Source organism: Mesorhizobium sp. 128a (assembly GCF_053848025.1).
The window spans coordinates 143,954-169,987 of sequence record NZ_JBSPKY010000004.1; the positions used below are offsets into that span (position 1 = coordinate 143,954).

The 26,034-nt window shown below is 62.6% G+C and carries 32 protein-coding genes; 20 read left to right on the forward strand and 12 right to left on the reverse strand.

Annotated features, from left to right (window positions below):
• Positions 1-171 precede the first annotated feature (171 nt).
• Both ACWTU9_RS09405 and ACWTU9_RS09410 read left to right on the forward strand, forming a co-directional pair.
• Positions 172-1,242 (forward strand): branched-chain amino acid ABC transporter substrate-binding protein, encoded by a 1,071-nt coding sequence (locus ACWTU9_RS09405; RefSeq protein WP_455858051.1) that lies wholly within the window; start codon positions 172-174, stop codon positions 1,240-1,242.
• Positions 1,242-2,255, forward strand: coding sequence for a P1 family peptidase (locus tag ACWTU9_RS09410; protein WP_455858052.1), 1,014 nt, complete (start codon positions 1,242-1,244; stop codon positions 2,253-2,255). The genes ACWTU9_RS09405 and ACWTU9_RS09410 overlap by 1 nt, the downstream gene beginning before the upstream one ends.
• Before the next feature lie 125 nt (positions 2,256-2,380).
• On the opposite strand, the gene ACWTU9_RS09415 is transcribed toward ACWTU9_RS09410, so the two are convergent.
• The gene (locus ACWTU9_RS09415) at positions 2,381-2,635 is read right to left on the reverse strand and encodes a DUF2171 domain-containing protein (RefSeq protein WP_455858053.1); all 255 of its coding nucleotides are present in this window, start codon (positions 2,633-2,635) and stop codon (positions 2,381-2,383) included.
• Between the two features lie 138 nt (positions 2,636-2,773).
• Between ACWTU9_RS09415 and ACWTU9_RS09420 the strand changes: the two genes are divergently transcribed.
• From ACWTU9_RS09420 to purB, 3 genes are read left to right on the forward strand one after another with little or no spacing between them, the layout of a single operon-like run.
• Complete coding sequence (locus ACWTU9_RS09420) at positions 2,774-3,499, forward strand: DUF2259 domain-containing protein (protein ID WP_455858054.1); 726 nt, start codon at positions 2,774-2,776, stop codon at positions 3,497-3,499.
• Entirely contained in the window at positions 3,496-4,020 is a 525-nt protein-coding gene (locus ACWTU9_RS09425; protein ID WP_455858055.1) for a hypothetical protein, read from the forward strand. Before ACWTU9_RS09420 ends, ACWTU9_RS09425 begins: the two co-directional genes overlap by 4 nt.
• Positions 4,021-4,079: 59 nt before the next feature.
• Positions 4,080-5,381, forward strand: a complete 1,302-nt coding sequence (gene purB / locus ACWTU9_RS09430; protein WP_455858056.1) for an adenylosuccinate lyase — start codon at positions 4,080-4,082, stop codon at positions 5,379-5,381.
• A 187-nt stretch (positions 5,382-5,568) separates the two neighbouring features.
• Here the strand turns inward: purB and ACWTU9_RS09435 are convergent, their stop codons facing one another.
• A complete protein-coding gene (locus ACWTU9_RS09435; protein WP_454587155.1) occupies positions 5,569-6,381 on the reverse strand; it encodes a VOC family protein in 813 nt (270 codons plus the stop codon).
• 182 nt (positions 6,382-6,563) lie between these two features.
• On the opposite strand from ACWTU9_RS09435, the gene ACWTU9_RS09440 reads away from it, so the two are divergent.
• Complete coding sequence (locus ACWTU9_RS09440; protein WP_455858276.1) at positions 6,564-7,118, forward strand: RBBP9/YdeN family alpha/beta hydrolase; 555 nt, start codon at positions 6,564-6,566, stop codon at positions 7,116-7,118.
• Positions 7,119-7,143: 25 nt separating this feature from the next.
• Here ACWTU9_RS09440 and ACWTU9_RS09445 read toward each other — a convergent pair whose 3' ends face one another.
• Together ACWTU9_RS09445 and ACWTU9_RS09450 are read right to left on the reverse strand one after the other, a co-directional pair.
• Entirely contained in the window at positions 7,144-7,917 is a 774-nt protein-coding gene (locus tag ACWTU9_RS09445; RefSeq protein ID WP_455858057.1) for an HpcH/HpaI aldolase family protein, read from the reverse strand.
• A gap of 132 nt (positions 7,918-8,049) precedes the next feature.
• Positions 8,050-8,370 carry a DUF1476 domain-containing protein gene (locus ACWTU9_RS09450; RefSeq protein ID WP_454576171.1) on the reverse strand — a complete coding sequence of 107 codons (321 nt, stop codon included), beginning with the start codon at positions 8,368-8,370 and terminating at the stop codon, positions 8,050-8,052.
• 275 nt (positions 8,371-8,645) lie between these two features.
• Between ACWTU9_RS09450 and purC the strand changes: the two genes are divergently transcribed.
• The 6 genes from purC to ACWTU9_RS09480 all read left to right on the forward strand — a co-directional run bounded on the left by purC (position 8,646) and on the right by ACWTU9_RS09480 (position 12,122).
• The gene (gene purC / locus ACWTU9_RS09455) at positions 8,646-9,440 is read left to right on the forward strand and encodes a phosphoribosylaminoimidazolesuccinocarboxamide synthase (protein ID WP_455858058.1); all 795 of its coding nucleotides are present in this window, start codon (positions 8,646-8,648) and stop codon (positions 9,438-9,440) included.
• A gap of 87 nt (positions 9,441-9,527) precedes the next feature.
• The gene (gene purS / locus ACWTU9_RS09460) at positions 9,528-9,770 is read left to right on the forward strand and encodes a phosphoribosylformylglycinamidine synthase subunit PurS (protein WP_181057212.1); all 243 of its coding nucleotides are present in this window, start codon (positions 9,528-9,530) and stop codon (positions 9,768-9,770) included.
• A gap of 40 nt (positions 9,771-9,810) precedes the next feature.
• Positions 9,811-10,362, forward strand: a complete 552-nt coding sequence (locus ACWTU9_RS09465) for an RNA 2'-phosphotransferase (RefSeq protein WP_455858059.1) — start codon at positions 9,811-9,813, stop codon at positions 10,360-10,362.
• On the forward strand, positions 10,359-11,027 hold the full coding sequence (gene purQ / locus ACWTU9_RS09470; protein WP_455858060.1) for a phosphoribosylformylglycinamidine synthase subunit PurQ: 669 nt from the start codon (positions 10,359-10,361) through the stop codon (positions 11,025-11,027). The genes ACWTU9_RS09465 and purQ overlap by 4 nt, the downstream gene beginning before the upstream one ends.
• 36 nt (positions 11,028-11,063) lie before the next feature.
• Positions 11,064-11,474: a hypothetical protein gene (locus ACWTU9_RS09475; protein WP_455858061.1), complete on the forward strand. Its 411-nt coding sequence runs from the start codon at positions 11,064-11,066 to the stop codon at positions 11,472-11,474.
• Positions 11,475-11,477: 3 nt separating this feature from the next.
• A complete protein-coding gene (locus ACWTU9_RS09480; RefSeq protein ID WP_455858062.1) occupies positions 11,478-12,122 on the forward strand; it encodes a Pr6Pr family membrane protein in 645 nt (214 codons plus the stop codon).
• 16 nt (positions 12,123-12,138) lie between these two features.
• Here ACWTU9_RS09480 and ACWTU9_RS09485 read toward each other — a convergent pair whose 3' ends face one another.
• Positions 12,139-12,384 carry a DUF1127 domain-containing protein gene (locus ACWTU9_RS09485; protein WP_455858063.1) on the reverse strand — a complete coding sequence of 82 codons (246 nt, stop codon included), beginning with the start codon at positions 12,382-12,384 and terminating at the stop codon, positions 12,139-12,141.
• 93 nt (positions 12,385-12,477) lie between these two features.
• On the opposite strand from ACWTU9_RS09485, the gene ACWTU9_RS09490 reads away from it, so the two are divergent.
• Positions 12,478-13,890 carry an aminotransferase-like domain-containing protein gene (locus ACWTU9_RS09490; protein ID WP_455858064.1) on the forward strand — a complete coding sequence of 471 codons (1,413 nt, stop codon included), beginning with the start codon at positions 12,478-12,480 and terminating at the stop codon, positions 13,888-13,890.
• 39 nt (positions 13,891-13,929) lie between these two features.
• Here the strand turns inward: ACWTU9_RS09490 and ACWTU9_RS09495 are convergent, their stop codons facing one another.
• The gene (locus tag ACWTU9_RS09495) at positions 13,930-14,094 is read right to left on the reverse strand and encodes a hypothetical protein (RefSeq protein WP_454576162.1); all 165 of its coding nucleotides are present in this window, start codon (positions 14,092-14,094) and stop codon (positions 13,930-13,932) included.
• 193 nt (positions 14,095-14,287) lie between these two features.
• Here ACWTU9_RS09495 and purL point away from each other — a divergent pair, with 193 nt between their 5' ends.
• The 3 genes from purL (at position 14,288) to ACWTU9_RS09510 (ending at position 17,383) form a co-directional block, all read left to right on the forward strand.
• The gene (gene purL / locus ACWTU9_RS09500; protein WP_455858065.1) at positions 14,288-16,519 is read left to right on the forward strand and encodes a phosphoribosylformylglycinamidine synthase subunit PurL; all 2,232 of its coding nucleotides are present in this window, start codon (positions 14,288-14,290) and stop codon (positions 16,517-16,519) included.
• Positions 16,516-17,040, forward strand: a complete 525-nt coding sequence (locus ACWTU9_RS09505) for a hypothetical protein (protein ID WP_455858066.1) — start codon at positions 16,516-16,518, stop codon at positions 17,038-17,040. The genes purL and ACWTU9_RS09505 overlap by 4 nt, the downstream gene beginning before the upstream one ends.
• A gap of 109 nt (positions 17,041-17,149) precedes the next feature.
• Positions 17,150-17,383 (forward strand): BolA/IbaG family iron-sulfur metabolism protein, encoded by a 234-nt coding sequence (locus tag ACWTU9_RS09510; protein ID WP_010909092.1) that lies wholly within the window; start codon positions 17,150-17,152, stop codon positions 17,381-17,383.
• A gap of 12 nt (positions 17,384-17,395) precedes the next feature.
• On the opposite strand, the gene ACWTU9_RS09515 is transcribed toward ACWTU9_RS09510, so the two are convergent.
• Positions 17,396-18,226 carry a phosphodiester glycosidase family protein gene (locus ACWTU9_RS09515; protein WP_455858067.1) on the reverse strand — a complete coding sequence of 277 codons (831 nt, stop codon included), beginning with the start codon at positions 18,224-18,226 and terminating at the stop codon, positions 17,396-17,398.
• Positions 18,227-18,389: 163 nt separating this feature from the next.
• On the opposite strand from ACWTU9_RS09515, the gene grxD reads away from it, so the two are divergent.
• Both grxD and ACWTU9_RS09525 read left to right on the forward strand, forming a co-directional pair.
• Complete coding sequence (gene grxD, locus ACWTU9_RS09520) at positions 18,390-18,725, forward strand: Grx4 family monothiol glutaredoxin (RefSeq protein WP_112561431.1); 336 nt, start codon at positions 18,390-18,392, stop codon at positions 18,723-18,725.
• 116 nt (positions 18,726-18,841) lie between these two features.
• Positions 18,842-20,110: a multidrug effflux MFS transporter gene (locus ACWTU9_RS09525; RefSeq protein WP_455858068.1), complete on the forward strand. Its 1,269-nt coding sequence runs from the start codon at positions 18,842-18,844 to the stop codon at positions 20,108-20,110.
• Positions 20,111-20,156: 46 nt separating this feature from the next.
• On the opposite strand, the gene ACWTU9_RS09530 is transcribed toward ACWTU9_RS09525, so the two are convergent.
• The 3 genes from ACWTU9_RS09530 to rpsD form a co-directional block, all read right to left on the reverse strand.
• On the reverse strand, positions 20,157-20,984 hold the full coding sequence (locus ACWTU9_RS09530; RefSeq protein WP_455858069.1) for an inositol monophosphatase family protein: 828 nt from the start codon (positions 20,982-20,984) through the stop codon (positions 20,157-20,159).
• A complete protein-coding gene (ttcA, locus tag ACWTU9_RS09535; protein ID WP_455858070.1) occupies positions 20,974-21,867 on the reverse strand; it encodes a tRNA 2-thiocytidine(32) synthetase TtcA in 894 nt (297 codons plus the stop codon). The genes ACWTU9_RS09530 and ttcA overlap by 11 nt, the downstream gene beginning before the upstream one ends.
• Positions 21,868-21,991: 124 nt before the next feature.
• The gene (rpsD, locus tag ACWTU9_RS09540) at positions 21,992-22,609 is read right to left on the reverse strand and encodes a 30S ribosomal protein S4 (protein ID WP_013895883.1); all 618 of its coding nucleotides are present in this window, start codon (positions 22,607-22,609) and stop codon (positions 21,992-21,994) included.
• A 433-nt stretch (positions 22,610-23,042) separates the two neighbouring features.
• On the opposite strand from rpsD, the gene ACWTU9_RS09545 reads away from it, so the two are divergent.
• Entirely contained in the window at positions 23,043-23,201 is a 159-nt protein-coding gene (locus ACWTU9_RS09545) for a hypothetical protein (RefSeq protein WP_455858071.1), read from the forward strand.
• A 71-nt stretch (positions 23,202-23,272) separates the two neighbouring features.
• On the opposite strand, the gene ACWTU9_RS09550 is transcribed toward ACWTU9_RS09545, so the two are convergent.
• Positions 23,273-23,461 (reverse strand): DUF3008 family protein, encoded by a 189-nt coding sequence (locus tag ACWTU9_RS09550; RefSeq protein ID WP_455858072.1) that lies wholly within the window; start codon positions 23,459-23,461, stop codon positions 23,273-23,275.
• A 163-nt stretch (positions 23,462-23,624) separates the two neighbouring features.
• Here ACWTU9_RS09550 and ACWTU9_RS09555 point away from each other — a divergent pair, with 163 nt between their 5' ends.
• Positions 23,625-25,007: an RNB domain-containing ribonuclease gene (locus ACWTU9_RS09555; RefSeq protein ID WP_455858073.1), complete on the forward strand. Its 1,383-nt coding sequence runs from the start codon at positions 23,625-23,627 to the stop codon at positions 25,005-25,007.
• A gap of 98 nt (positions 25,008-25,105) precedes the next feature.
• On the opposite strand, the gene murI is transcribed toward ACWTU9_RS09555, so the two are convergent.
• Entirely contained in the window at positions 25,106-25,906 is an 801-nt protein-coding gene (gene murI, locus ACWTU9_RS09560; protein WP_455858074.1) for a glutamate racemase, read from the reverse strand.
• Positions 25,907-26,034 lie beyond the last annotated feature (128 nt).

Sequence of the window (26,034 nt, forward strand, 5' to 3'; positions counted from 1 at the left end):
TTCCATAAGCAGGAACCCAAGCGTTATATATGGCGGCACACAATAGGCCACAAGCGAAGTGCTTGACGCCAATCCGCAAATTCGCGTGTTGCGCAGGGCGCAGGCAGCCTTTAGGTCTTGACGCAAGAGACGCCGGAAGCATGCGACCGGCACGGAGGAATTCTCGTCAGAATGCGACCCCTAACGGCTGTAATAGCGGCACTGCTCTGGCTGTTGCCGGCAAGCGCCGGCGCTCAGACGCTGCTTGTCGGCGTCGCCGCGCCCCTGTCCGGTCCATCGGCGATCCTCGGCAAGCAGATCGAGGCCGGCGCTGCCCTCGCGGCTGAAGCCAACGGCGTGGAGATCAAGACGTTCGACGATGCCTGCACCGCCGATGGCGGGGCTGCCGCCGCCAGGGAATTCGCCGCTGCGAAGGTCAATGTCGTCATTGGCTTCCTCTGCACCGAGGCGATCCAGGCGGCGATGCCGATCCTCAAGGATGCCGACATACCCGTCATCACGGTCGGTGTTCGCACCGAAAGCCTGACCGATCGCCGCGCCAAAACCGGCTGGCCGGTCTATCGACTGGGTCCACGCGGCGACGACGAGCGCAATGCGGTGGCTGCCATCCTTACCCGGCTGTGGCAGAGCGAACTGTTCGCCATCGTCGATGACGGCACCATCTATGGGCGCGAAATCGCCGAGACGCTGCGCGCCGCAGCCGAACAGGCGGCGCTGAAGCCGGTCTTCACCGACACGTTCCGGCCGCAACTCGACAACCAGATCGGACTGATCGGCCGGCTGAAGAAGGCGGGCGCCAGCCATGTCTTTGCCGGCGGCGACGGCGACGACATCGCCATCATGGGCCGCGACGCCGGCCAGCTCGAGGCCGGCATTATTTTTGCCGGGGGCGAGAATTTGCGCACACCGCCCGGCGATGTGCCCTACGCCGTGGGCACGCTGATGATCGCGCCGCCCGAATGGGCCGATGTTGCCGATCCCAAGGTGCTGGCCGCCTTTGCCGCCAAAAACCTTGCGCCCGACGGCTATACGCTACCAGCCTACGCGGCGGTGGAGATCGCCAAAGCGGCCTTGGCGGCAGCCGAGACCTCCGGCAAGCCGCTGGCTGACGCGCTCACCGGGAATGATTTCGCAACTGCAATCGGCCAACTTCGTTTTGACGACAAAGGCGATTTGAGCCAGAGCCTCTACCGCGCCTTCCGCTTCGATGGAACGCGTTTCGTACCGGCGGAGGCGAATTGATGTTCCGCACCGGGCCGCGCAATTTGATCACCGATGTCGCGGGCTTGCGCGTCGGCAACGCATCGGACGCAAGGCTGAAATCCGGGGTAACGGCCGTGCTGTGCGACGAACCGGCGATCGGTGGCGTGCAGATCCTGGGCGGCGCGCCGGGCACACGCGAGACTGACGTGCTTGAACCGCACAATTCCATCGAAGCGGTCCATGCCGTGGTGCTATCGGGCGGCTCGGCCTTCGGCCTCGACGCCGCCTCCGGCGTGCAGGCGGCGTTGCGCGAAAAGGGCATTGGCATCGATGTCGGCGGCTTTCGTGTGCCGATCGTGCCGGCGGCGATCCTGTTCGACCTGCGCAATGGCGGCGACAAGGATTGGGGCCGTTATCCCCCTTACCGCGACCTCGGCTACGAAGCGGCACAGGCTGCAACAGTCGACTTTCCGCTCGGCACAATCGGCGCCGGTACCGGCGCGCTCACCTCCGGGCTGAAAGGCGGCCTCGGCTCGGCCTCGACGGTGCTCGACAGCGGCGTCACCATCGGCGCGCTCGCCGCCGCCAACCCGACCGGCTCGGTAACGATTGCCCGGACCCGGTATTTCTGGGCAGCGCCCTTCGAGATCGGCGATGAGTTTGGCGGGCTTGGCTATCCCTCACCGATGCCGGACGATGCAAGGCGGATCCTTCTGAAATACCGCGACAAGCGTGTGGGTGGGACGGGCGGCGGCAACACCACCATCGCCCTCATCGCCACCGACGCCGTGCTGACCAAGGCGGCGGCCAAGCGCCTGGCCATTTCAGCGCATGATGGCTTTGTGCGCGCCATCTGGCCGGTGCACACGCCGGCCGACGGCGATCTGGTGTTTGCGCTGGCGACCGGCAAGAGCGGCATCGAACTCAGCGCCGACGATGCCGTCGATTTATTTGCCGCCGCCGGCGCCACCATGGCGCGCGCCATCAGCCGCGGCATCCATGCAGCGACGCCGGCCGATGGCGACCTATTTCCGGTGTGGTCGTCGCGCTAGAACAATTCACCGTTTCATGAAACGGTGACCCGTTCTAAATCCTTCTTTGACGCAATTCCCAAGGGAAAGCGCTCCGCGCTTTTCCGGGAAAACCGCTTCACACCTGGAATTGCTCTGCAACCCGATCAGGTCGGGGAGCACTTTTCTTCCTCGAAGCTGACCGCGACATCGGAATTTGCCGACAGCCAGACCTTCTGGCCATCGACCTCCGCAAGCAGGCTCAGGGGAATGTAGTGGTGATGGCCTTTGTGCCCACCCATGCCGCTGTCTGCCTTGGTCAGCTTGATCCGGTCGCCATCGACTTTGTCGACAGTACCGATGTGAACGCCATCGGCGCCGACCACTTCCATATGTTCGCGAATCTTGCTGGCCTCGGTCATGGGGTGTTCTCCTTTTGAAGACGATCGACGATAACAAACAGGCGCGCAATTGGATGCATCGGCTTTTGGACAGCACGATGTTTTGACTGTCTCATGATAGGGAACGATCGAACCATGGCAGCCGGAGCGGAGACGCCGATGCGAAATCTCGTCCTGATTGGCGTTTGCCTGCTGGTCCAACTGGCCTCCGGCATCGCGGCCCGGGCGGGCGATGTCGCCGAGCTCGAGATCCTCGGTTTCACCAGAGATGGTGGCGTGTTCGCCTTCGAGGAATACGGCGTCGCGGACGGATCAGGCTTTCCCTATGCCAACCGCTATTACATCGACACATCAGACGACACCTTCCTGAAGGGCACGCCGATCCGGGTCCGGCTGGAGGACGAGACCGCCTCGCTCGATACGGCCCGCCTCCAGGCAAGGCAAAAGGGCGAAGCGATCGTTGCCCAGGCCGAGCTTACCGCAAACCGTGGCATCACCGCCGGCCTCAATCCTGTGACCGAACTGTCGGCCGACCCGTTCCGCATGGTGGTCAACCCGCGGCCGATCTTTACACCGGTCGACCCGCCACTGGAATTCCGGCTCGACGAGATCGGCATGAACGACACAGAGGACTGCCAGAGCCAGGGCGAGATCAACGGCTTTCGGCTGCTGCGCATCGAAGCCAGGGATGGCGGCCAGACGCACCTTTTGCATGAGGACAAATCGATCCCGAAAAGCCGCGGCTGCCCGAATGGCTACCGGATCGGCGCGGTGCAGACATTTTCGATGGACAGCATCAGCGCCTATGCGGTCCTGATCGCGGTGCGCCAATACGGCTTTGAGGGGCCGGATTTCCGCTGGATCGCCGTGACCGGCCGCCTGTGACATCGCTCGATCAATCCGGTTGGCGCAAGCGCGCCGGCAACCGCGTCAGCCGCGCTGTACCATCGACGCGCACGGCGCTTGTCGGCGCCTTGCTGTGGTCCGTTGCCATGGGCGCCAGTGCGCTGCTCTGTCTCTGGCTCGACAATTGGGAATCGCCTGAAAAGATCCGCTTCGTCGTCCTGCTCTTTGCCATGGGTGCAGCACTTGCCTTTCCGGTCGGCTTGTTCGCGGCGCGGCTGGTCTCGCTCGACCGGCATTGGGAAGTGGCGTTCGCCGCCGCCTTCGTCTGTCTGCTTGCCGCGACACTTGCCTTCACCGGCGGCCTGTTCGCCCTGCAATACCGCTCTTACTACGCTGAATGGCACGCCGAGGCTTTCACCCTCCGTTGGGCGTTCGAACTGGTGTTCACCTCGCTGACAGCGCTCTACCAATTCGTGGTGCTGGGCGTGCGGCTCTATTTCCCGCTCGGATTCATCGCACTTGCCATTGCCAGCGTGTGGTTTGCGCGCCATCAGCGTTGAGCATTCGGTCCGCCTCTGTTAGGACGCGGACTTAACCACCGACACATCAGGACTGACGGATGATCCCTCGCTATTCCCGGCCGGAAATGGTCGCCATCTGGTCGCCGGAAACCCGCTTCCGCATCTGGTTCGAAATCGAAGCCCATGCCTGCGATGCGCTGGCCGAGCTCGGCGTCATCCCCAAGGAAGCTGCCAACACCATCTGGGAAAAGGGCAATGCGGCCCGGTTCGATGTTGGCAAGATCGACGAGATCGAGGCCGTCACCAAGCATGACGTCATCGCCTTCCTCACCCACCTCGCCGAATTCGTCGGACCGGATGCCCGTTTCATTCACCAGGGCATGACATCGTCCGATGTGCTCGACACTTGTCTTGCGGTGCAGCTCAGCCGCGCCAGCGACATCTTGCTCGCCGACCTCGACGGCTTGCTCGCCGCACTCAAGCGCCGTGCCTTCGAGCACAAGGACACCGTCACCATCGGGCGCAGCCATGGCATCCACGCCGAGCCAACCACCTTCGGCGTCAAGCTGGCGCAGGCCTATGCCGAATTCTCGCGCTGCCGCGAGCGGCTGGTGCATGCGCGGGAGGATATTGCTACTTGCGCGATCTCCGGTGCGATCGGCACCTTCGCCAACATCGACCCCTATGTCGAGGAGCATGTGGCGAAAAAGCTCGGGCTGAAGCCGGAGCCGGTGTCGACGCAAGTCATTCCGCGCGACCGCCACGCCATGTTCTTTGCCACGCTCGGTGTCATCGCCTCGTCGGTCGAGCGGCTGGCGACCGAAATCCGCCATCTGCAGCGCACCGAGGTACTGGAAGCGGAAGAGTATTTTTCGCCGGGGCAAAAAGGCTCCTCAGCCATGCCACACAAGCGCAACCCGGTGCTGACCGAAAACCTCACCGGCCTTGCCCGCATGGTGCGGTCCATGGCGCTGCCGGCAATGGAGAATGTGGCGCTCTGGCACGAGCGCGATATCTCGCACTCCTCGGTCGAGCGCATGATCGGTCCTGACGCCACGGTGACGCTGGATTTCGCGCTGTCGCGGCTGACCGGCGTCGTCGACAAATTGTTGGTCTATCCCGACAACATGCTGAAGAACATGAACAAGTTTCGCGGCCTTGTGCATTCGCAGCGCGTGCTTCTGGCGCTGACGCAGGCCGGCGTCAGCCGCGAGGACGCCTATCGCCTGGTGCAGCGCAACGCCATGAAGGTATGGGAACACGGCGCTGATTTCCTTGAGGAATTGTTGGCCGACAAGGAGGTCACCGCGGCGCTCCCCGAAGCCGAGATCCGCGAGAAATTCGACCTCGGCTATCACACCAAGCATGTCGACACGATCTTCAAGCGAGTGTTTGGATGAGCTGCCTTCTCCCCGTTTACGGGGAGAAGGTGCCAGCAGGCGGATGAGGGGCGGCGCTGACCTCGGCGATAGCCAAAGCCTCATCCCAGAAACAAAATTTGCCAACGTCGGCCCTGCCCCTCATTGCCCTGCCGGGCATTTCTCCCCGTATAGGGACGGGGAGAAAGATGCCTTCGCCAACGTCCGCTCAAGCCTTGCCCGGAACGGTCCTGATCACCGTGCCCCACGGATCTTCCCGCGTGGTCTCAGCCTTCACATTGTCCGACCGCATCTCAACCCACGCCAGGCCCGAGCGAGACGGATCGCGGCGCCCGGCGCCGGAACTGTGCCAGGCATTGGCGCCGATATGGTGGTGGTAGCCGCCAGACGACAGGAACACCGCCTGGCCGCCATATTTTGCCACCGTATCGAAGCCGAACTCCTGGTGCCACCAGGCCTCGGCGTCTTCAGGCCTCCCGACGCGCAGATGGACGTGGCCGACAATGCTATTCTCCGGCGCGCCCTGCCAGCCGGCGTCGCCGGCAGGTATGCTCGCCACAACGCCGGGCAGGTTCAGGCGTTCGGTCGCCATGGCAATCTTGTCGCCGTTCCACTTCCACTCCTGCGGCAGGCGATCTCGATAGATTTCAATGCCATTGCCTTCTGGGTCGGTCAGATAGAGGGCCTCGCTGACCAGATGGTCGGAAGCACCCTCGATGCGGATCTGGTTGGCGGCAGCGTGGTTGATCCAGCGGCCGAGATCGGCGCGGCTGGGCAGCAGAAAAGCAGTGTGGAACAGACCGGCGCTGCGCGGATCGTCGGGCTTTGCGGCCTTATCCGCCTCGATGACCAGCAGCGGGCGCCCGGCGGCGCCCAACGTGATCGCGCCGTCGGCGCGGCTCAATTCCTGCAGGCCGACAACGGCACGGTAATAGGCCGCGAGGCTCTCGGCGTCGCGCGCCTTCAGGCCAACGCGTGAGACACTGACAGGGGTGGTCGCGGCAAAAGGCAGTTCGCTCATAAAACTCTCCATTCGGCGCGATGCAAGGCTGCGCCGGCGTCTGTCCGGATCTGACATCTCAAATCATTCATCGCGATCGTTCACACAAGATGGAAAGAATCGAACAGGTTGTTCAACAATTGTGATAGGTCGCATCCAACGGCATGGTTGCACGAGACGGAGCCGCTCGCTATCTCAGCGCCATGAAAGTCAAAGACGCAGATATTCTGATTGTGCCGGGCTACACCAATTCCGGTCCCGAACACTGGCAGACACGCTGGCAGTCGAAACTGTCGACGGCGCGCCGGGTCGAGCAGGCCGAATGGTCGAAGCCGGTGCGCGAGGATTGGACAGCGAGCGTGGCCAAAGCGGTCAACGAGTCCGAGAGGCCTGTGGTCATCGTCGCGCATTCGCTTGGCGTTGCGGCGGCGGTGCAAGCCATTCCGCAGTTTCAGAAGCCGGTCGCTGGCGCCTTTTTCGTAGCGCCACCCGATGTTGCCAATCCGGAGATCAGGCCGAGGCACCTGATGACCTTCGGCCCCTATTCGCGCAGGCCGCTGCCCTTTCCGTCCATCGTGATCGCCAGCCGCAATGATCCTTTCTGCGCTTTCGACGTCGCCGAGGACATTGCCGCTGCCTGGGGCTCGCTGTTCATCGATGCCGGCGAAACCGGCCACCTCAACGAGGACGCTGGCTTCGGCCCGTGGCCGGAGGGATCGATGACCTTCGCCAAGTTCCTGACCGATCTCAAGGCCTGACCGCTCCCGGGCAAAGCCCCGTGCCTCAGCCCTTGATCGAATCGTTCATGCTCTTGATCAGCGTCTTTGCGCCGAGCGAAATCAGCGCATGGTCTGAACCCATTGCCAGCAGCCGATAGCCCATCGCCACCACGCGGCCGGCAATCGCCGGCTCGATGACATAGATCGCGGCATGCTTGCCGGCCTTGCGCGTGCGTTCGGCGATCGACGCGACGGTCTCCATCATGCTTTCCAGCGTCGAATTGATGGTGGCGCCGTTCGACCAGGCGATCGAGAAATCCGATGGACCGAGGAAGATGCCATCGATGCCGGGCGTGTCGAGAATGCCGTCCAGCGCATCGAGCGCGGCGCGCGTTTCGACCATCGCAAACGCCATTGTGCGCGCATTGGTGTCGCGCAGCCATTCGGCATGGTCGCCCTTGCCATGGCGCGGAAAGGCATAGGTCGGGCCCCAGGAGCGCTCGCCAAGCGGCGGGTATTTCATCGCGGCGGCAAACAGTTTTGCATCGGCCACCGAATTCACCATCGGCGCGATCACCGCTTCGGCCCCGAAATCGAGAGCGCGACTGGCCATGTCGAAGCGGCCGACCGGAATGCGCACAAGCGCCGGCTTGTTGGCTGCGAGTACCGGAGCCAGGCCGCGCAGGACCGAGTCTTCATGGTGCCCGCCGTGCTGCATATCGAGCGTGACGGCGTCGAAACCCTGCTTGGCGATGATTTCGACCGTCAAAGCGTCCGGAACGCCGGACCAGGCGGTGAACAGCGTTTCATCCGCCGCCAGGCGTGATTTCAGGGACATCGGGGGCTTTTCCTTGTTGGCCAGGACCTTTTCTAACAGGCCTACGCACAGTTTCAGCCGGAAAAGACTGAAAAGGCAAAGAAAAACCGCCCGGCTGGGCCGGGCGGTCGATTGGTCCAGAAATGGCTGGGATCAGGTATTCTTGATCTGCTCGATCGCCTGCGCCATCAGCTCGTCCATGGTGCGGCGGATCTGATGGTCCGACTGGTCGACGCCAGCAGCGTCGAAATCTCCACGGATCTTGCGGAACACGTCGTGATCGCCGGCTTCCTCGATGTCGGAGACAACCACTTCCTTGGCATAGGCGTCGGCATCAGCGCCGGACTTGCCCAACTTTTCGGCGGCCCACAGGCCAAGCGCCTTGTTGCGGCGCGCCGAAGCCTTGAAGCGAAGTTCTTCGTCGAAGGCGAATTTGCGCTCAAAACCCTCTTCGCGGTCTTTCATGCTGCTCATGGCTTCCCTCCGGTGAAATCGATTCGCGTTGGCGGTGGATATGTGTGTTGCCGCAGCACAAACCAAAAGGGCGCGGGTCGGTCAATATGCTACATCACTTGCTGCGCTGCGGCATTTCATTCCTGAAACCGGTCGATCGAAAGGATTTGCCGATTGAGCAAACGCTGTGATTGGGATAGACCCGGCATTGAACCCCACCCGTCGCCGCACTAATTCAGGCAGACGGACAGGAACTGGTCGCTTGCCGCCTGCCCCCAATCCAGAGAAAAAATAAGATGAAAAATCGCCGCCGCATTTATGAAGGCAAGGCCAAGATCCTCTATGAAGGACCAGAACCGGGCACGCTGATCCAGTTCTTCAAGGATGATGCGACCGCGTTCAACAAGAAGAAGCATGAGGTCATTGACGGGAAGGGTGTGCTCAACAACCGCATTTCCGAGTACATCTTCAATCATCTGAACCGCATGGGCATTCCGACCCACTTTATCCGCCGGCTCAACATGCGCGAGCAGCTGATCAAGGAAGTCGAGATCATTCCGCTCGAAGTGGTTGTGCGCAATGTCGCCGCCGGTTCGCTGTCCAAGCGCCTCGGCATCGAGGAAGGCACCGTTCTGCCGCGCTCGATCATCGAATTCTATTACAAGGCCGACGCGCTCGACGATCCGATGGTGTCGGAAGAGCACATCACCGCGTTCGGCTGGGCTTCCCCGCAGGAGATCGACGACGTCATGGCGCTGGCCATCCGCGTCAACGACTTCCTTTCCGGCCTGTTCCTGGGTGTCGGCATCCAGCTCGTCGACTTCAAGATCGAATGCGGACGGCTGTTCGAAGGCGACATGATGCGCATCGTCGTTGCCGACGAGATCTCGCCGGATTCATGCCGGCTGTGGGACGTGGCCACGCAGGACAAGCTCGACAAGGACCGTTTCCGCCGCGACATGGGCGGCCTCGTCGAAGCCTATCAGGAAGTCGCCCGACGCCTCGGCATCATGAACGAGAACGAGCCGCCGCGCCCGACCGGACCGGTGCTTGTCGCCTCGACCGAAGGCCTCAAAGGCAAGCCGCACTAAATCTTCTTTTTTGACGCAATTCCGGACGGAAAACCGCTTCACACTTTTCCGGGAATTGCTAAGTCTTCGAACAGGAATATGTCCAGCATGATCAAGGCCCGCATCACCGTCACCCTCAAGAACGGCGTGCTCGACCCCCAGGGAAAAGCCATAGAGCACGCTCTGTCGGGACTGGGTTTCGGGGGCGTCGGTCAGGTGCGGCAAGGCAAGGTGTTCGACCTGGAGCTTTCGGAAACCGACAAAGCCAAGGCCGAGGCCGACCTGAAAGCCATGTGCGACAAGCTGCTGGCCAACACGGTGATTGAGAATTACAGTGTGACGCTTACCTGAGGTTGTACCGCTTGGCATGCGTAACAGAGCCACCTTTACCATGCCGAACGACACGCAAATCTCCAAATTCATGAGCCTGGTCCTGCGACACGCCCCTCAAGAGGCGGGATTGTCGCTCGAGGAAAACGGCTGGGCTAATTTCGATAAACTCTGCGCGGTGATCCAGGCGAAGTTCGGGGCTTCGGCTGGCGACGTTTCGCGCATTGTCGCGGAAAATCCGAAAAAGCGCTTTGCCATCGATGGCAATCGTATCCGTGCCGTGCAGGGCCACAGCGTCGATGTCGATCTCGGCCTGCCGCCATCCGTCCCGCCCGCTCTCCTCTACCACGGCACCAAGGAAGAATTCCTCCCCAGCATCCTGCGCGAAGGGCTGACAAGCCAGTCGCGCCAGCATGTTCATTTGTCGAAAGACACGGAAACGGCGCTGATCGTGGCCCGGCGCCGCAAGGGAAAAGATGTTATCTTGCGCGTCGACTCGGCGGCCATGGCCGGAGACGGAGCGATATTCTTTCTCTCCGACAACGGCGTCTGGTTGACCAATCACGTTGCGCCCCGGTATCTGCTTGAGATCCGCGAACAGGAATTGCCATGAAATCAGCCGTCGTTCTTCTCCCTGGCCTCAACCGCGACCGCGACATGATCGCGGCGCTGACCAAGATTTCCGGCAAGGCGCCGGTCACCGTCTGGCAGACCGATACCGAAATTCCCGATGTCGACTTGATCGCCATTCCCGGCGGCTTCTCCTTTGGCGATTACCTGCGCTGCGGCGCAATTGCGGCGCGAATGCCGGTGATGCGGGCCGTCGCCGAGAAGGCAGCCAAGGGCGTCATGGTCATCGGCGTCTGTAACGGGTTCCAGATCCTGGTTGAGGCCGGCCTGTTGCCCGGCGCGCTGATGCGCAATTCCTCGCTGAAATTCGTCTGCCGGCAGGTGAAGCTCGAAATCGCCAACGCCAACACCATGTTCACCCGCCGCTACCAGCCGGGCCAGATCATCCGCACCCCGGTGGCGCATCATGACGGCAATTATTTTGCCGATGCCGACACGCTTGCCCGCCTCGAAGGCGAAGGTCAGGTGGTGTTCCGCTATGCCGAGGGCACCAATCCCAACGGCTCGATCAACGACATTGCCGGTATCATCAGCGAGAAGGGCAATGTGCTCGGCCTGATGCCGCATCCGGAAAACCTGATCGAGGCAGCGCATGGCGGCAGCGACGGCCGCGCGCTGTTCGAAGGCGCACTCGGCATTGCCGCCTGATATTTCTCGAAATCTTCAACGCGGGGGCGGCTGACCATGAAACTGACGATTGCCCGGATGGCTTTCCTGACTGCCGCCGGCTTTGCGCTGGCGTCCTGCCAGTCCAGCCCGAAGAGCGCGCCGGTGCCCGCAGGCAAAAGCGCTTCGCTGCTTGCCATGGAACAGGTGGCGATATCAGCCCACAAATGCTGGATCGCCAGCAAGGATCCCGCCTTCAAGTCGTATCAGATGGCCAATGAGCTGAATTCGTTCAGCGGCACGCCGCGCTTCCTGCTGGTGCCGGCCAAGCATTATGGCGGCAAGCCGTTGCTGGTCGTCCAGGCGCAAGGCAATTCCAGCCGCATCGACGTGTTCGGCCCGCTGATGGACGATCCGCTCGGCGCGCGCGTCGGCTCCGATATTGCGCGCTGGCAGACGGGCAATCCCTCCTGTAACGCGGCCGCCTGACGCATGAGCCGCTTCCTGCAGATTGCGGGATTGATCGTCGGTCTGTCCGGGCTTGTCCTGCAATTTTGCATCACCATCCCGGCGTCGATGGAAGCCGGCCGCAGTTTTGTCGGCTCCATCGTCTTTCTGTTCAGCTTCTTCACCATCCTGACCAACATCGGCGCGGTTCTGGTCCACGTGTCGCTGCTGTCGCCTTCAGGCTATGCCTGGCTGCCTGCCTTCGCCGGATCGCGAATGCGCGCAGGCGTCGCTGTTTCGATCGCGCTGGTCTTCATCGTCTATGCCACGGTTCTGGCGCAGCTCTGGCAGCCGCAGGGCCTGTTCTTGCTCTGCGACGTGCTGCTGCACTACGTGACGCCGGTGCTGTTCGTTCTGTGGTGGCTGGTGGCGGGCGCCGACGGCAGGACGCGGTGGAGCGACATCTCGTGGTGGATGGCCTATCCGATCGCCTATCTCGCTTATGCGCTGGCACGGGCGCCGATCGCAGGCGAAGTGCCCTACCCCTTCCTCGACGCCGCCAAGAACGGCGCGGCCAGCGTCGCGCTTTCGGCGCTGGCCGTCACCGGTGTTTTTCTGGTGCTGTGCATCCTCGCCGTGCTTGTCGACAAGGGCATCGCACGCCTCAGGGCACCGGGCGGCCGTCGCTGACCGGAACGGCTCCAGGTCAGTCCCAGAAGCGCCGGATACCTTCACGGTGAGCGTCGCCACGCGACACACCGATGTCCCTGAGCTGCTCGTCGGTCATTTCCAGCAAGGCCAGGCGGCCGCGGCGGCGCTCGAGCAACGCGCCGATCTGATGAGTGAGTGACCTGACCACATGCACGATGCGGCTGACAAAGCCGCGCCGGCCCGACGAGCGTGGCCCGACCAGTTCAGTTCCGGTATAGCGGATTGTCTCGATTGTGCTCATTGTCTTTCTGCCAAGGTTGCAAATTGTACCCTTTTCGGTACGAGCTTGATATGTATTGACTCTCAATCCGGTGCAATATACAAAATTGTCACCATGACAAATTGGCTTCCCGATCTCACCACCGGCTCCGGCCCGCTTTACCAGCGCCTTGCCGACAGCATCGAGTCCGACATCGACAAGGGCGTCATCGACGCTGGGGCAAAACTGCCGCCGCAGCGCGATCTCGCCTATGACATCGGCACTACCGTCGGCACGATCGGCCGGGCCTACCAGTTGCTGCGCGAGCGCGGGCTAGTGAGCGGCGAGGTCGGGCGCGGGACCTATGTGCTGGCCCAGCAATCGAAAGCGGCGTCACCGGAATTCGCCGAGCCTGCCGTGCAAGGCACGCGCTATGTCGATGCGCCGCCCGGCAAACTGCGCTTCGACAGCACGGCCGCGCCCGATATCGGCCAGGGCGCCATTGTCGCCGACATGCTGTCGCGCACGGTGCAGGACCATCCGCATGAGATTTCCAGCTACACCAGGGACTTCCCGGACCGCTGGTTCGAAGCCGGCGCCCGCTGGCTGTCGCGCAATTCGTTCCGCCCTGCCGCAGAGACCATCGTTCCCACGCTCGGCACCCATGCCGCTGTGATGGCGGCGATCGCGGCGCTGACCACGCCGGGAGATTACGTCGCCTTCGAACACCTCACCTATTCGCAGATCGCCCGCAGCGCCGGGCTTGTCGGGCGGCGCATTGCACTGGTCGCATCGGATGAGGACGGCCTCGACCCCGGGGATTTCGAGCGCGTCTGCGCGCAAAAGCACCCGAAAATGATTTTCCTGATGCCGACGGTGCAGAACCCGACGCTGGCGATCCTGTCGGTTTCGCGCCGCGAGGCGATCGCGCGGGTCGCGCGGGAGTACAATGTCATCCTCATCGAGGACGATCTCTATGGCGGCCTGACCTCGGACCCGACACCGCTCATCGCCGAATATGCGCCCGAGCGCACCATCGTTGCCGGCGGCCTGTCGAAGTCGGTCGCCGCCGGCGTTCGCGGCGGCTGGCTCTCCTGCCCGCCCGCTTATCGCCACCGCATCCGCGTCGCTCACAAGATGATGACCGGCGGCATGCCGTTCCTGCTGGCGGAAGTGAATGCGCGTCTGGTGCTGTCCGGACAGGCTGGCGATATCCGCCGGCGCAGCATCGCCGAAATCGCCGCCCGCATTGCCATCGTGCGCGAGACATTGGCCGGCTTCGCATTCAAGTCAAACGACAGCGTGCCCTTCGTCTGGCTGACCCTGCCCGATCCCTGGCTGTCCGGCACCTTCCGCAGTGCATGCCTCGAAAACGGCGTGCTGCTCGACGATGAGGACGAATTCAAAGCCGGGCGCTCCGAGCAGGTTTTTCACGGCGTTCGTTTCGGAGTCTCGCAGCCTATGCGGCGCGAGGAGATCGCCAGCGGCATCGCGGTGATCCGTCGGCTGCTGGAGGAAGGCCGCGCCGGCTACGACAGGTCGTCCTGACCCATTGACGCTTACGGGTTCTGGCGGCCCCGATCTCGGTCAGCCCTCCGCCTTGAAGTTTTTGGCTTCCTTCGCGCCCTTGTCCTTGCCGTGCTCCTCGGCAAGGTCCTTGGCCTGCTGCGGCGAAACGTCGGTGATCTCCGCAAGATGCATAGCTTCCTTGTCCGAGAGGCGATTGTCTTTCTTGCCTTGCTTGGTGGCCATGTCGAAATCTCCTGATTGGTTGCAGACCTAACGGCCGGGGCGCGATAGCGTTCCGCGACCGCTCCCTCGGTACTATCGCCACCTTGTGGCTTTCCGGCGTTTTTTCGTCGGCGGATGGGGTGTATCGCGCCAAAGCTTGCGATAAGAGGGGACTCAGAAAATCCCCCTCTCCCACGGATACCAATCGCTGCCCATGACCATTTCCAATTCCGTGCCGATCACTCCCGAACTCATTGCCGCGCACGGGCTGAAGCCCGACGAATACCAGCGCATCCTCGATCTGGTCGGGCGCGAGCCGAGCTTCACCGAGCTCGGCATCTTCTCGGCAATGTGGAACGAGCACTGCTCCTACAAATCCTCGAAGAAATGGTTGCGCACGCTACCCACCACCGGGCCGCAGGTCATTCAGGGCCCGGGCGAAAATGCCGGCGTGGTCGATATCGGCGATGGCGACTGCGTCGTCTTCAAAATGGAGAGCCACAACCACCCTTCCTACATCGAGCCCTATCAGGGTGCGGCAACCGGCGTCGGCGGCATATTGCGCGACGTCTTCACCATGGGCGCGCGGCCGATCGCGGCGATGAACGCGCTGCGCTTCGGCGCGCCGGACCATCCCAAGACCAGGCACCTCGTCTCCGGCGTCGTGTCCGGCGTCGGCGGCTATGGCAACGCCTTCGGTGTGCCGACGGTCGGCGGCGAGGTCAATTTCGACGCCCGCTACAATGGCAACATCCTGGTCAACGCCTTTGCCGCCGGTCTTGCCAAGACCGATGCGATCTTCCTGTCGGAAGCCAAGGGCGTCGGCCTGCCGGTCGTCTATCTCGGCGCCAAGACCGGCCGCGACGGTGTCGGCGGCGCCACCATGGCGTCAGCCGAGTTCGACGACAAGATCGACGAGAAGCGGCCGACCGTGCAGGTCGGCGATCCCTTCACCGAAAAATGCCTGTTGGAGGCCTGCCTTGAACTGATGGCCTCGGGCGCGGTCATCGCCATCCAGGACATGGGGGCGGCCGGCCTCACCTGCTCGGCGGTCGAGATGGGCGCCAAGGGCGACCTCGGCATCGAGCTTCACCTCGATCAGGTGCCGGTGCGCGAAGAGCGCATGAGCGCCTATGAGATGATGCTGTCGGAAAGCCAGGAGCGCATGCTGATGGTGCTGCGCCCCGAGAAGGAAAAGGAAGCCGAGGCGATCTTCCACAAATGGGGCCTCGACTTCGCCATCGTCGGCAAGACCACCGACGATCTGCGTTTCCGCGTCATCCACCAGGGCGACGAGGTCGCCAATCTGCCGATCAAGGACCTTGGCGACAAGGCGCCGGAATATGACCGCCCCTGGGTCGAGCCGACGAAGCCGGCGGCACTGGCGGCTGGCGATGCACCAAAGGCCGATGTCGCCGACGCGCTGCTGAAGCTGCTCGGCGGGCCGGATTTGTCTTCGCGCCGCTGGGTGTGGGAGCAGTATGACACGCTGATCCAGGGCAATTCGCTGCAGCTGCCGGGCGGCGACGCAGGCGTGGTGCGCGTCGAGGGCCATCCGACCAAGGCGCTCGCCTTCTCCTCCGACGTCACACCGCGCTATTGCGAGGCCGACCCCTATGAGGGCGGCAAGCAGGCGGTAGCGGAATGCTGGCGCAACCTGACCGCCACCGGCGCGCTGCCGCTGGCGGCGACCGACAACCTCAATTTCGGCAATCCGGAGCGGCCGGAAATCATGGGCCAGCTGGTTGGCGCGGTGAAAGGCATTGGCGATGCCTGCCGGGCGCTCGGCTTCCCGATCGTGTCGGGCAATGTCTCGCTCTACAACGAGACCAACGGCCAGGGCATCCTGCCGACGCCGACCATTGGCGGCGTCGGGCTGATCGCCGACTGGTCGAAGATGACGCGCATCGGCTTTGCCGCCGAGGGCCAGATGATCCTGCTGGTCGGCGCACCCGCGACCTGGGGCAGCCATCTCGGCCAGTCCGCCTATTTCAGGGACATCCATGGCCGTACCGACGGGCCGCCGCCCCCGGTGGACCTCGCGCATGAAAAGCGCGTCGGCGACCATGTGCGCGGGCTGATCGCATCGGGCGTGGTGACGGCCGCGCATGACCTTTCCGATGGCGGCCTAGCGATAGCGCTGGCCGAAATGGCGATGGCATCCGGCATCGGCGCCACCCTTCCCGGTCTTGCCGGCACCGACCCGATCCCCGTATGGTTCGGCGAGGACCAGGGCCGCTACCTCCTGACGCTGTCGGTCGATCCGCAGAGCAAGGAATGGGACGCCATCCGCGAGGAGCAGAGCAAGCTCGGCATCTTCGCGCCATGGATCGGCTCGACCGGCGGAAGCGAGCTGAAACTGGGCGACGCCAGGGCAATACCGGTGAGCGACCTCGTGAGCGCCCACGAAGGCTGGTTCCCGCGCTTCATGGATAAGGCCAGTTGACCCGACTGGCTGCCCGGACGCTGATCGCAGTCGTCTTCTGGCCGTCGCTGTTCTTCTTCTGGGTCCTCGGCCCATTCGTCTTCTTCCTGCTGTCGACGACCTCGAGCGAGGTCTGTCCGCTGCTGGAAAGGCGTGAGCAGTTCCTTGAGGCGGCCAACGGCACGCTTCCGATGCTGGTCCTGCAGACCCTCATCTATGCGGTTCCGATCATCTGCCTGGTGCTTTGGATCCGGCTTTCGCCGGAACCGGCACGAGCAAGGCATGTCGTCACCTGCATCAAGCTTTTTATTGTCGCGGCCGTCATAGGGGCGCTGTGGGAATACGGCTCGTCGCTGGCCTGCGACGGCTATGGCCAGCCATTCTTTTCGGCACTATGGCAGATGACCAGCTATCTCCCCATCGTCGGCCTGGTGATCAACATTCCGCTCTATGTCCTGACCTTCAGTCTTGGCCGGGGGTTCTCGACCCGCGACGACATCACCGAGGATGGTGTGGTGCACCCGCGGCAGGATTGCCCTTAGACACTGCGTCACGGACAGAACGGCTTCAACCCGAACCAGAAAGGCTTTAGGCTTACCCCCTGAGTCACCCTCGTAAAAGCTGCCTAGCCGCCCAGAACAGGATTTTGCCATGGCAATGGATGCCCACGACATCGAAAAACTCATCAAGGACGGCATTCCCGACGCCAAGGTGACGATCCGCGACCTTGCCGGCGACGGCGACCACTATGCGGCCGAAGTGGTGGCCGAGAGCTTCCGGGGAAAGAGCCGAGTTCAGCAGCACCAGATGGTCTATGACGCGCTGAAGGGCAATATGGGCGGCGTACTGCACGCACTGGCCCTGCAGACCAGCGTGCCGGACTGAAACCAGGCTGACCTACTGTGTCAGCGGCTGCCTGGCCGAAACGGACGTGATCGGCTTCACCGACACTGAAATGATCGGCCCTGCCGGATACTTGCCGCCGACAATCATTCTCGTTCCATTCGACAATGCCGAGACCGCGCCGTCGAGGAACAACGCGTTGCGGCAGCCAAGTGCGTCGCGAAACAGCCGCGCGAAGCTGCCAAAACTCACTTCCGAACGCGAGATCGCCAGCACGACCGTGTTTTCGTCACGCACGCCGACGCCATTGCGGATGTAGCGAGAGCTGCCATTGGTCTCAAAGCGCGGATGAAGCGCGCCACCGATCACCAGCATCGGACCGGACTGCGTGGCGAAAGCGACGTCAGGCCTGGCGGCGGCATAGGCGCTGCTCTCCATGACCGCGGCCTTGCCGTCCTTGCCCAGCAAGAAAACGCCGTTCGGCTTCAGGAAGAAGTTGCCTTCGGCATCGGCAAGGTTGAGCGGCGACTTTTCGCTGCCGTCCTCGACCAGCAGGCCGACCGGCGACAGATCTTCATGATACATGCCGCCATTCATGGACAGCAGCACCGGCCTACCCTCGGCGGCAACCGCTTTGTCGAAAGTTTCAAGCGAGCCGTAGGGCTTGCCGTCGGCAGCGGCATGGAAAACACCGATGCTGTCGGCCCGAAGATCGATCTCGCACACGACATAGGTCACCGCCTCGAAGGCGACATTCCGGCAAGGTGCCGGCAGGTCACCGCCAATGACCAAAGGCGGCGGCTCCGGGCGTTTTGGCCACCAGATGAAGGCATTCGCCACCACCAGGATGGCGATCAGAAAGGCGGCGCCATATCGTTTTTTCATCATGTCCCGGAGGCTGCAATCGGTACGGAGGCTTGGCCCAAATCAGGCGATCCTTTGCGCCATTTCCGCGGCGGCGGCGCAAACATCTTGTTTCGGCCCATCTATGGGTTTATCTGATGGCTATGCTTCGAGCCTGACTCCCACAGGCGTGAAAGGATATTCCATGAGCGGCATCAACGACTACATCGACAGCGAAGTGAAGGGCAACGACGTCGTCCTTTTCATGAAGGGCACGCCCGGCTTTCCGCAGTGCGGGTTTTCCGGCCAGGTGGTGCAGATCCTCGATTACATCGGCGCCGACTATAAGGGCGTCGACGTGTTGACCTCGGCCGAACTGCGCCAGGGCATCAAGGAATATTCGAACTGGCCGACGATTCCGCAGCTCTACGTCAAGGGCGAATTCGTTGGCGGCTGCGACATCATCCGCGAAATGTTCCAGGCGGGCGAACTGCAGACGTTCCTCGTCGAAAAAGGCGTCAGCGTCAAAGCCACCGCCTGATTCTGGTTTAGACCGGGGCGGCCCCATCCCCGCAATATGACCTCCGCCTCACCCGGGGGAGGACGAACCGATGCGCCGGCATGCCGGCGCATATTCGTTTTGAGATTGGACCCACCGTGGACCAGCCGTCACAAGCGCCGCAACAGGCAAGCAAATTGCCTATTCCGCGCTGGGAATTCATTGCGCTGTGCGCGGCGCTGATGGCGCTGAACTCGCTCGCCATCGACATCATGCTGCCGGCGCTGCAGCAGATTGGCGCCACGCTCGGCGTCGAAAATGAAAACCACCGCCAGTATGTGATTACCGCCTACATCTTAGGCTTCGGCGGCGGACAGCTTTTCTTCGGCCCGATCTCGGACCGGTTCGGGCGCCGCGCGCCGCTGGTCGTCGGGCTGGCGATCTACGTCGTGGCGGCTGCGGCTGCCGCCATCGCCCCGTCATTCGCCATCCTGCTCCTGTGCCGGCTTGTGCAAGGCATCGGTGCGGCGGCCACGCGCGTCATCGCCGTCTCGATCGTGCGCGACACGTTCGACGGCCGGCGCATGGCCGAGGTGATGTCGCTGATCTTCATGGTGTTCATGGCGATCCCGGTGATTGCTCCGGGCATCGGCCAGTTCATCATGCTGTTCGCAAGCTGGCACTGGATCTTCGTCACCATGGCGGTCGGGGCGCTGATCGTGTCGGCCTGGTCGCTGCTGCGGCTGCCGGAAACGCTGCATCCGGAATATCGCCGGCCGTTGACGGTATCATCGGTCCTCGGCGGTTTCCGCATCGTGCTCACCAACCGCATCGCGCTTTGCTACGCCTTTGCCAGTACCTTCATTTTCGCCGCCATGTTCGGCTTCATTGCCTCGGCACAGCAGATCTATGTCGACATTTTTCATGTCGGCGAGTTGTTTCCGCTCATCTTCGCGGGTGTCGCAGGCGTTCTCGCTTTTTCGAATTACCTCAACTCCCGCCTGGTCGGCCGCATCGGCATGCGCCGCCTGTCACAGAGCGCACTGCTTTTGTTCCTGGTGATCAGCCTTGCCTGGCTCACCGTTTCGCTTGAAATGAAGATGCCGCTCTGGCTGTTCATCGCCTTCTTCGCCAGCGCGATGCTGCCATTCGGTGCGCTCGGCGCCAATTTCAACGCACTCGCAATGGAGCCGCTCGGTCAACTGGCCGGCACGGCGTCGTCGATCCTGGGCTTCATGCAGACGTTTCTCGGCGGCATTCTCGGCACGCTGATCGGCCAGGCCTTCAACGGCACGGTGACTCCGCTGGCCGCGGGCTTTTGCAGTGTCTCGGTCGCGGCGCTGTTGATGATCCTCATCGCAGAGCGCGGCAAGATGTTCCAGCCGCACAACCCACCCGTTTCAGGGCACGTCACCGACCTGCATTAATTTTGGTCTGGAGCCTGGCGGCTTAACGCCAGGGCAGGAATTGACACTACTCAGCCCAGAGTTCCCGGCGCAATTCTTTCCAGCTTTCGCGGTCAGGCGCGACCAGGATGCCGCCATCGATATGCGAGGGCAGATAGGCGCTGCCGTCGATCCGCGCCGTGTAGCCACCGGCCTCGCCATGGATCAACACGCCGACCAGATGATCCCACGGCATCAGCTTGTTGTAGACGACGAAATGCGCATGGCCGTTGGCCAGCAGCCGGTATTCATGCGCCGCACAGCGATAGCCGAACTGCGACAGCGTCTTGGTCTGGTTGCGGGCGAGAAGCGAGCGTTGCGGCTCAGCCAGATATTGCCAGGAGACGGAGCCGGTCATCTGTGAGATCGGCACGGCGTCAGCGACATGCACCTTCTCCAGCGTGCCATGCGCGTGGCGGATATGGCTGCCCGCGCCCCTGGCGCCGATCAGCCAGTCCTTGCCCACGGGATCATGGATGATGCCGGCCACGGTCTCGCCCTTGACCACGACGCTGAGCATGACGCCGAACAGCGGCACACCGGAGGCGAAGTTGAAGGTGCCGTCGACCGGGTCGACGACGAAGGCGAGGTCGGCATCGCCGAGCCCCTTGAGCAACGCCGGATTGTCGGAACAGGCCTCCTCACCGACGATCACCGCCGTGGGATAGCGCTCCCGCAGCCTTGCCGTGATCAGCCGCTCGGCGTTGACGTCGGCCTCGGTGACCAGATCGGCCGCCGAGGTCTTCTGGCGAACGTCGCCCTCGCCCAGTCGGCGAAAGCGCGGCATGATTTCAACTCTGGCAGCATCGGCAAGAAGCTCGGCCAGCCAGTCGATCGCACGATCATCAAATGTCATCGGAAATGTCTTGTCCTGCGATGAGGCTGCCATTGAGCGCGGCAAAGTCGAACAGTTTTCTGTCCAGCAGATGCGAAGGCCTGGTGTTGGACAGCGCGCGCAGCATCGAGTCCTTTCGGCCCGGCATACGCTTTTCCATATCGTCCAGCATCGCCTTCGTGGCGTTGCGCTGCAGGCCTTCCTGGCTGCCGCAAAGATCGCAGGGAATGATCGGGAATTTCATCGCACCGGCGAATTTTTCCAGATCCGCCTCGGCGCAATAGCTCAACGGCCTCAGCACCATGACGTCGCCGTCATCGTTGAGCAGCTTTGGCGGCATGGCGGCAAGGCGGCCGCCGTGGAACAGGTTCATGAAGAAGGTTTCGAGGATGTCTTCTCGGTGGTGGCCGAGCACCAGCGCCGAACAGCCCTCTTCGCGCGCGATGCGGTAGAGATGGCCGCGCCGCAGCCGCGAGCACAGCGAACAATAGGTGCTGCCCTGGGGCAACTTGTCGGTGACCACCGAATAGGTGTCCTGGTACTCGATGCGATGGGCAATGCCGTGCGCGTCGAGATAATCCGGCAAGATGTGTTTCGGGAAATTCGGCTGACCCTGATCGAGATTGCAGGCCAGAAGTTCGACCGGCAGCAGCCCGCGCCATTTGAGGTCGAGCAGGACGGCGAGCAGGCCGTAGGAATCCTTGCCGCCGGACAGCGCAACCAGCCAGCGGTCGCCGGGCCTGATCATGGCGAAATCCTCGATCGCCTGGCGGGTCAGCCGCAACAGCCGCTTGCGCAGCTTGTTGAACTCGACCGAAGACGGCACATCGGCAAACAGCGAATGAAAGCCGCCTTCGGCATCGGCAACCGGTTCAAGCAGATCGGCGTGTGGCAGCATGTTCATGGCGCGTCGGCCCAAATGTCTGTTAGGCAGGGATTAGCGCATCGGCCGCAAATCGCAAAGCGCGCCGCCCAAGAAAAAGGCCGCCTCGAGGGGCGGCCTTTGATGTCTGCGGCAGAGAAGCCGATCAGCGCGAATAGAATTCGACGACCAGGTTCGGTTCCATCTGCACGGCGAACGGAACGTCCGCCAGGCCGGGGATGCGCGAGAAGGTCGCGACCATCTTGTTGTGATCGGCTTCGATGTAGTCCGGCACGTCGCGTTCGGCGAGGCCGACCGATTCCAGAACGATGACCAGCTGCTTCGACTTTTCGCGCACTTCGACGACATCGCCCGGCTTGCAGCGGTACGAGCCAATGTTGACGCGCTTGCCGTTGACGTTGACGTGGCCGTGGTTGACGAACTGGCGGGCGGCGAAAATGGTCGGCACGAACTTGGCGCGGTAGACGACCGCATCCAGACGCGACTCGAGCAGGCCGATCAGGTTCTCCGAGGTGTCGCCCTTGCGGCGGTCGGCCTCTTCGTAGACCTTGCGGAACTGCTTTTCCGAAACGTCGCCATAGTGACCCTTCAGCTTCTGCTTGGCGCGCAGCTGCAGGCCGAAGTCGGAAAGCTTGCCCTTGCGGCGCTGGCCGTGCTGGCCGGGGCCGTATTCACGCTTGTTGACCGGGGACTTCGGGCGGCCCCAGATGTTTTCGCCGAGACGGCGGTCGATCTTGTATTTCGCGGATTCGCGCTTGCTCATCGCATTCCCTTTCAAAACAAACCACCCGGAACCTCATGGTCCGGGTGAAGGAAACGCGCCCTCCTCTGGCCTCCGTTTTCGAGACCTGACAGGGTTTTCCACGCAATGCGATGGAAAACCCACGGGACACGTCATTTCAAAACAAGACCAAGGAAACGATAAACCTGATTTCCCGGGGCTTGCCATGCAAAAGAAACAACCGGGCATTGCGGCCCGGTGTTGGTGGGCTCGTTAAACGGAGATTTAACCGGTGTCAAGCTCGCCGCTGGCAGCGGTTGCGGCAACTGTATAGCATTTCTGACGTTAAGTGCGGTGCCGGATGTGGCGGGGTCGTTACCGACGGCATTAGGAAGGGACTGGAGCTAAAGGAGCCAGAAGTCGTATGAAAAAATTCTTCCTTTCGTTGGTAAGTGCAGCCGCCCTAGCAGGATCGATGTCGATTGCCGTCCCGGAGCCGGCGATGGCCAGGCATTGGAGCGGTCACAAACATCACCAGGTCTGCCGCATCGTGATCAAGAAGAAGGTCGTCTGGCGGCACGGCTACAAGAAGGTCATCCGCTACAAGGTGAAGCGCTGCTGGTGGCGCTGGTAGTTTCGGCTTCGGCCTGAAGCGAATAGCCCGCGGTCTCGGCCGCGGGCTTTTTGTTTGGATTGGCGCTGAGCTCAATCCGCCGACTTCTTCTGGGGCAGGCCCTCGCGCTTGGTCTCGGCGAATTCCTCGAGCTGCTTTTCACTCATCGATTCATACATTTCGCGTGCGGCGCCTATGAGTTCGCTTTTCCTGGTTTCGCCGCGTTTGGCCGAAAGCGCGGCGCCGGCGGCCTTTTGTTGCGCTTGTGATTTTGCAGGCATATCGGTTCCTCCGTTGCTGCCTAAAGAAGAAACGCTGCGCTCCGGCGACGGTTCCAGCGCCGGCGGTCAACCCCGGTAGCGCTCGTGTCTGCCGCCCCATGGCCGGTCCGCCTGCCGGCAAATCGGCCTTCCCGTGTCCGGAACGCCAGTGTAGGACGGCGCGATGAAATCGTTGACCGATCCCACACAGGCACTCGCTACCGGCCTCGCAAAGATCCGTACCGAGTTCCATGTGCCGGAGGGATTTCCCCCTGATGTAATGGCCCTGGCGCAGACGGCGGCCAAGCGCGTGCCCAACCAGCATGCCGACCGGACGGCGATGCCTTTCGTGACACTCGATCCGGCGACTTCCACCGACCTTGATCAGGCGTTTTCGATCGAGACGAGCGGCAGCGACCTTCTGTTGCACTATGCCATCGCCGACTTGGCCTGGTTCGTCGAGGACGGCGACGCGGTCGACCTCGAAGCCTGGGCGCGGGGCGAGACCCTGTATTTGCCGGACGGCAAGGCCGGGCTCTATCCCCGGGTGATTGCCGAGGGTGCCGCGAGCTTGTTGCCCAGCGGACCGCGCCCGGCTGTTGTCTTCACGGTTCGGATCGCTGTGGACGGCGCGGTAAAGCTGGACGGCGCGGAGCGCGCAATCATTCAGAACCGCGCCAAGCTCGCCTATGACAGCGTGCGAGCTTCAGACGTTCCCACAGGCTTCGCCGAAATTGCGCGGCGCATGGCGGCAAACGAAGAGCGTCGTGGCGCTTCCCGCGTCGACCCGCCCGAGCAGGAGGTGCAACAGCTTGCCGATGGCACATTCCAGCTTGCGTTCAGACCGCTGCTGCAATCAGAGCAGGACAACGCCGCGCTTTCGCTGGCCGCCAACATGGCGATTGCCGACGCCATGCTGGCCCACCGGACCGGGTTGTTCCGGGTGATGGCGCCGCCGGATGCTTCCAAGGTGCAAAGACTGCGCAACGCTGCACAGGCTCTCGGCCTGTCCTGGCCGGCGTCGACCAGCCTGCGCGACTATCAGCGAACCCTCGATTCCAGCAACAGGCAACAGGCAGCGCTGATGCTGGAAATTCGCCGTGCCGGTTCCGGTGCGTTCTATCAACCCTATGAGGAAGGCGTTGTCCCGTGGCACGAGGCGATGGCTGCGACCTATGCCCACGCCACCGCGCCGCTGAGACGGCTGGCAGACCGCTATGTCGTGCGCTGCGCGCTGGCAATCGCCAACGGGCAGCCGGTGCCGCAGGCCGTTACCGATGCGTTCGCCAGACTGCCCAGGGTTATGGGGCGCGCGGATGCCCGCGCCTCGCAGATCAACCACGCGGCCATCGACCTTGCAGAGGCAGTCATGCTGAAGGGACGCGAGGGTGAAATGTTCAAAGCCGTCGTCACCGACGTCGCCGACCAGCGTATGCGCGTTCAGCTCTCTGACATGCCTGTTGTTGCCAATGTAAAAGCCTCCGGGTCCGGACAAGGCGATGGCCTGACGCTAAGGCTGGTTTCGGCCGATCCGGAGCAACGCCGTATTGTCTTCGAACCGGCCTAGAGCAATTCCAGGAAAAGTGTGTAGCGGTTTTCCGTCCGGAATTGCGTAAAAACAAAGAGCTAGAGCGGGTCAGCGATTCCGTGAAACGCTGAACCGCTCTAGCGCGTGCTCAATCCAAAGCCCTGCATCAGCCGGCTGATGGCGAAATCGGCGTTTCCCGAGGTAAAGACAGCGATGTCGGGCTCGCTCTGCGGCAAAGGCCCGTCGACTGCCGGAAGCAGCGACATCGCACGCCGCGCAATCGCTTCGGCGGGATCGAGCCAATCCACCGGCCAGGGTGCGGTCTTGCGCATGCGGTTGGCCAGGAACGGATAGTGCGTGCAGGCGAACACGACGATATCGGTGCGCAAATCATCATGCTGGACGAAGCACGGTGCGATCTCGGCGCGCACCGCCTCCTCGTCGACAAAGCCCTCGCGCATATAGACTTCGGCCAACCCGGCCAGATTGTTGCTGCCGACCAGGCGGACATGGCATTTCTGCGCCCATTTGCCGATCAGGTCGCGCGTATATTGCCGCTTCACCGTGCCCGGCGTCGCCAGCACCGAAACCAGCCCGGAGCGGGTGCGCTCGGCCGCCGGCTTGATCGCCGGGACGGTGCCGACAAAGGGATGGCCGGGAAACCTGTCGCGCAGCGCGTCGATCACCAGCGTCGAGGCGGTGTTGCAGGCGATTACCGAAATGGCTGGTGAAAACCGGTCCAGCAGCTCTGCGAAGAGATCGAGTATATGGGTCTGCAGCGCCGGCTCTTCCCAGGCGCCGTAGGGGAAAGCCGCATCGTCGGCGACATAGATGAAGCGCCGGTCGGGCATCAGCACGCGCGCTTCGCGCAGCACGGTCAACCCGCCAACGCCGGAATCGAACATCAGGATCGGGCGGTGGCTTGATCGATCGCTCATTGATGTCGGACCATGGAAAGAGGCTGGAGATCAGAAGGGGCTGGCCGGAGATATGGCCGATGCCGTTCTATCCGCAACGATCATGGTCTTGAAGTGGCGAATTCGGTCAAGTTTTGCGCAGCGCCCGC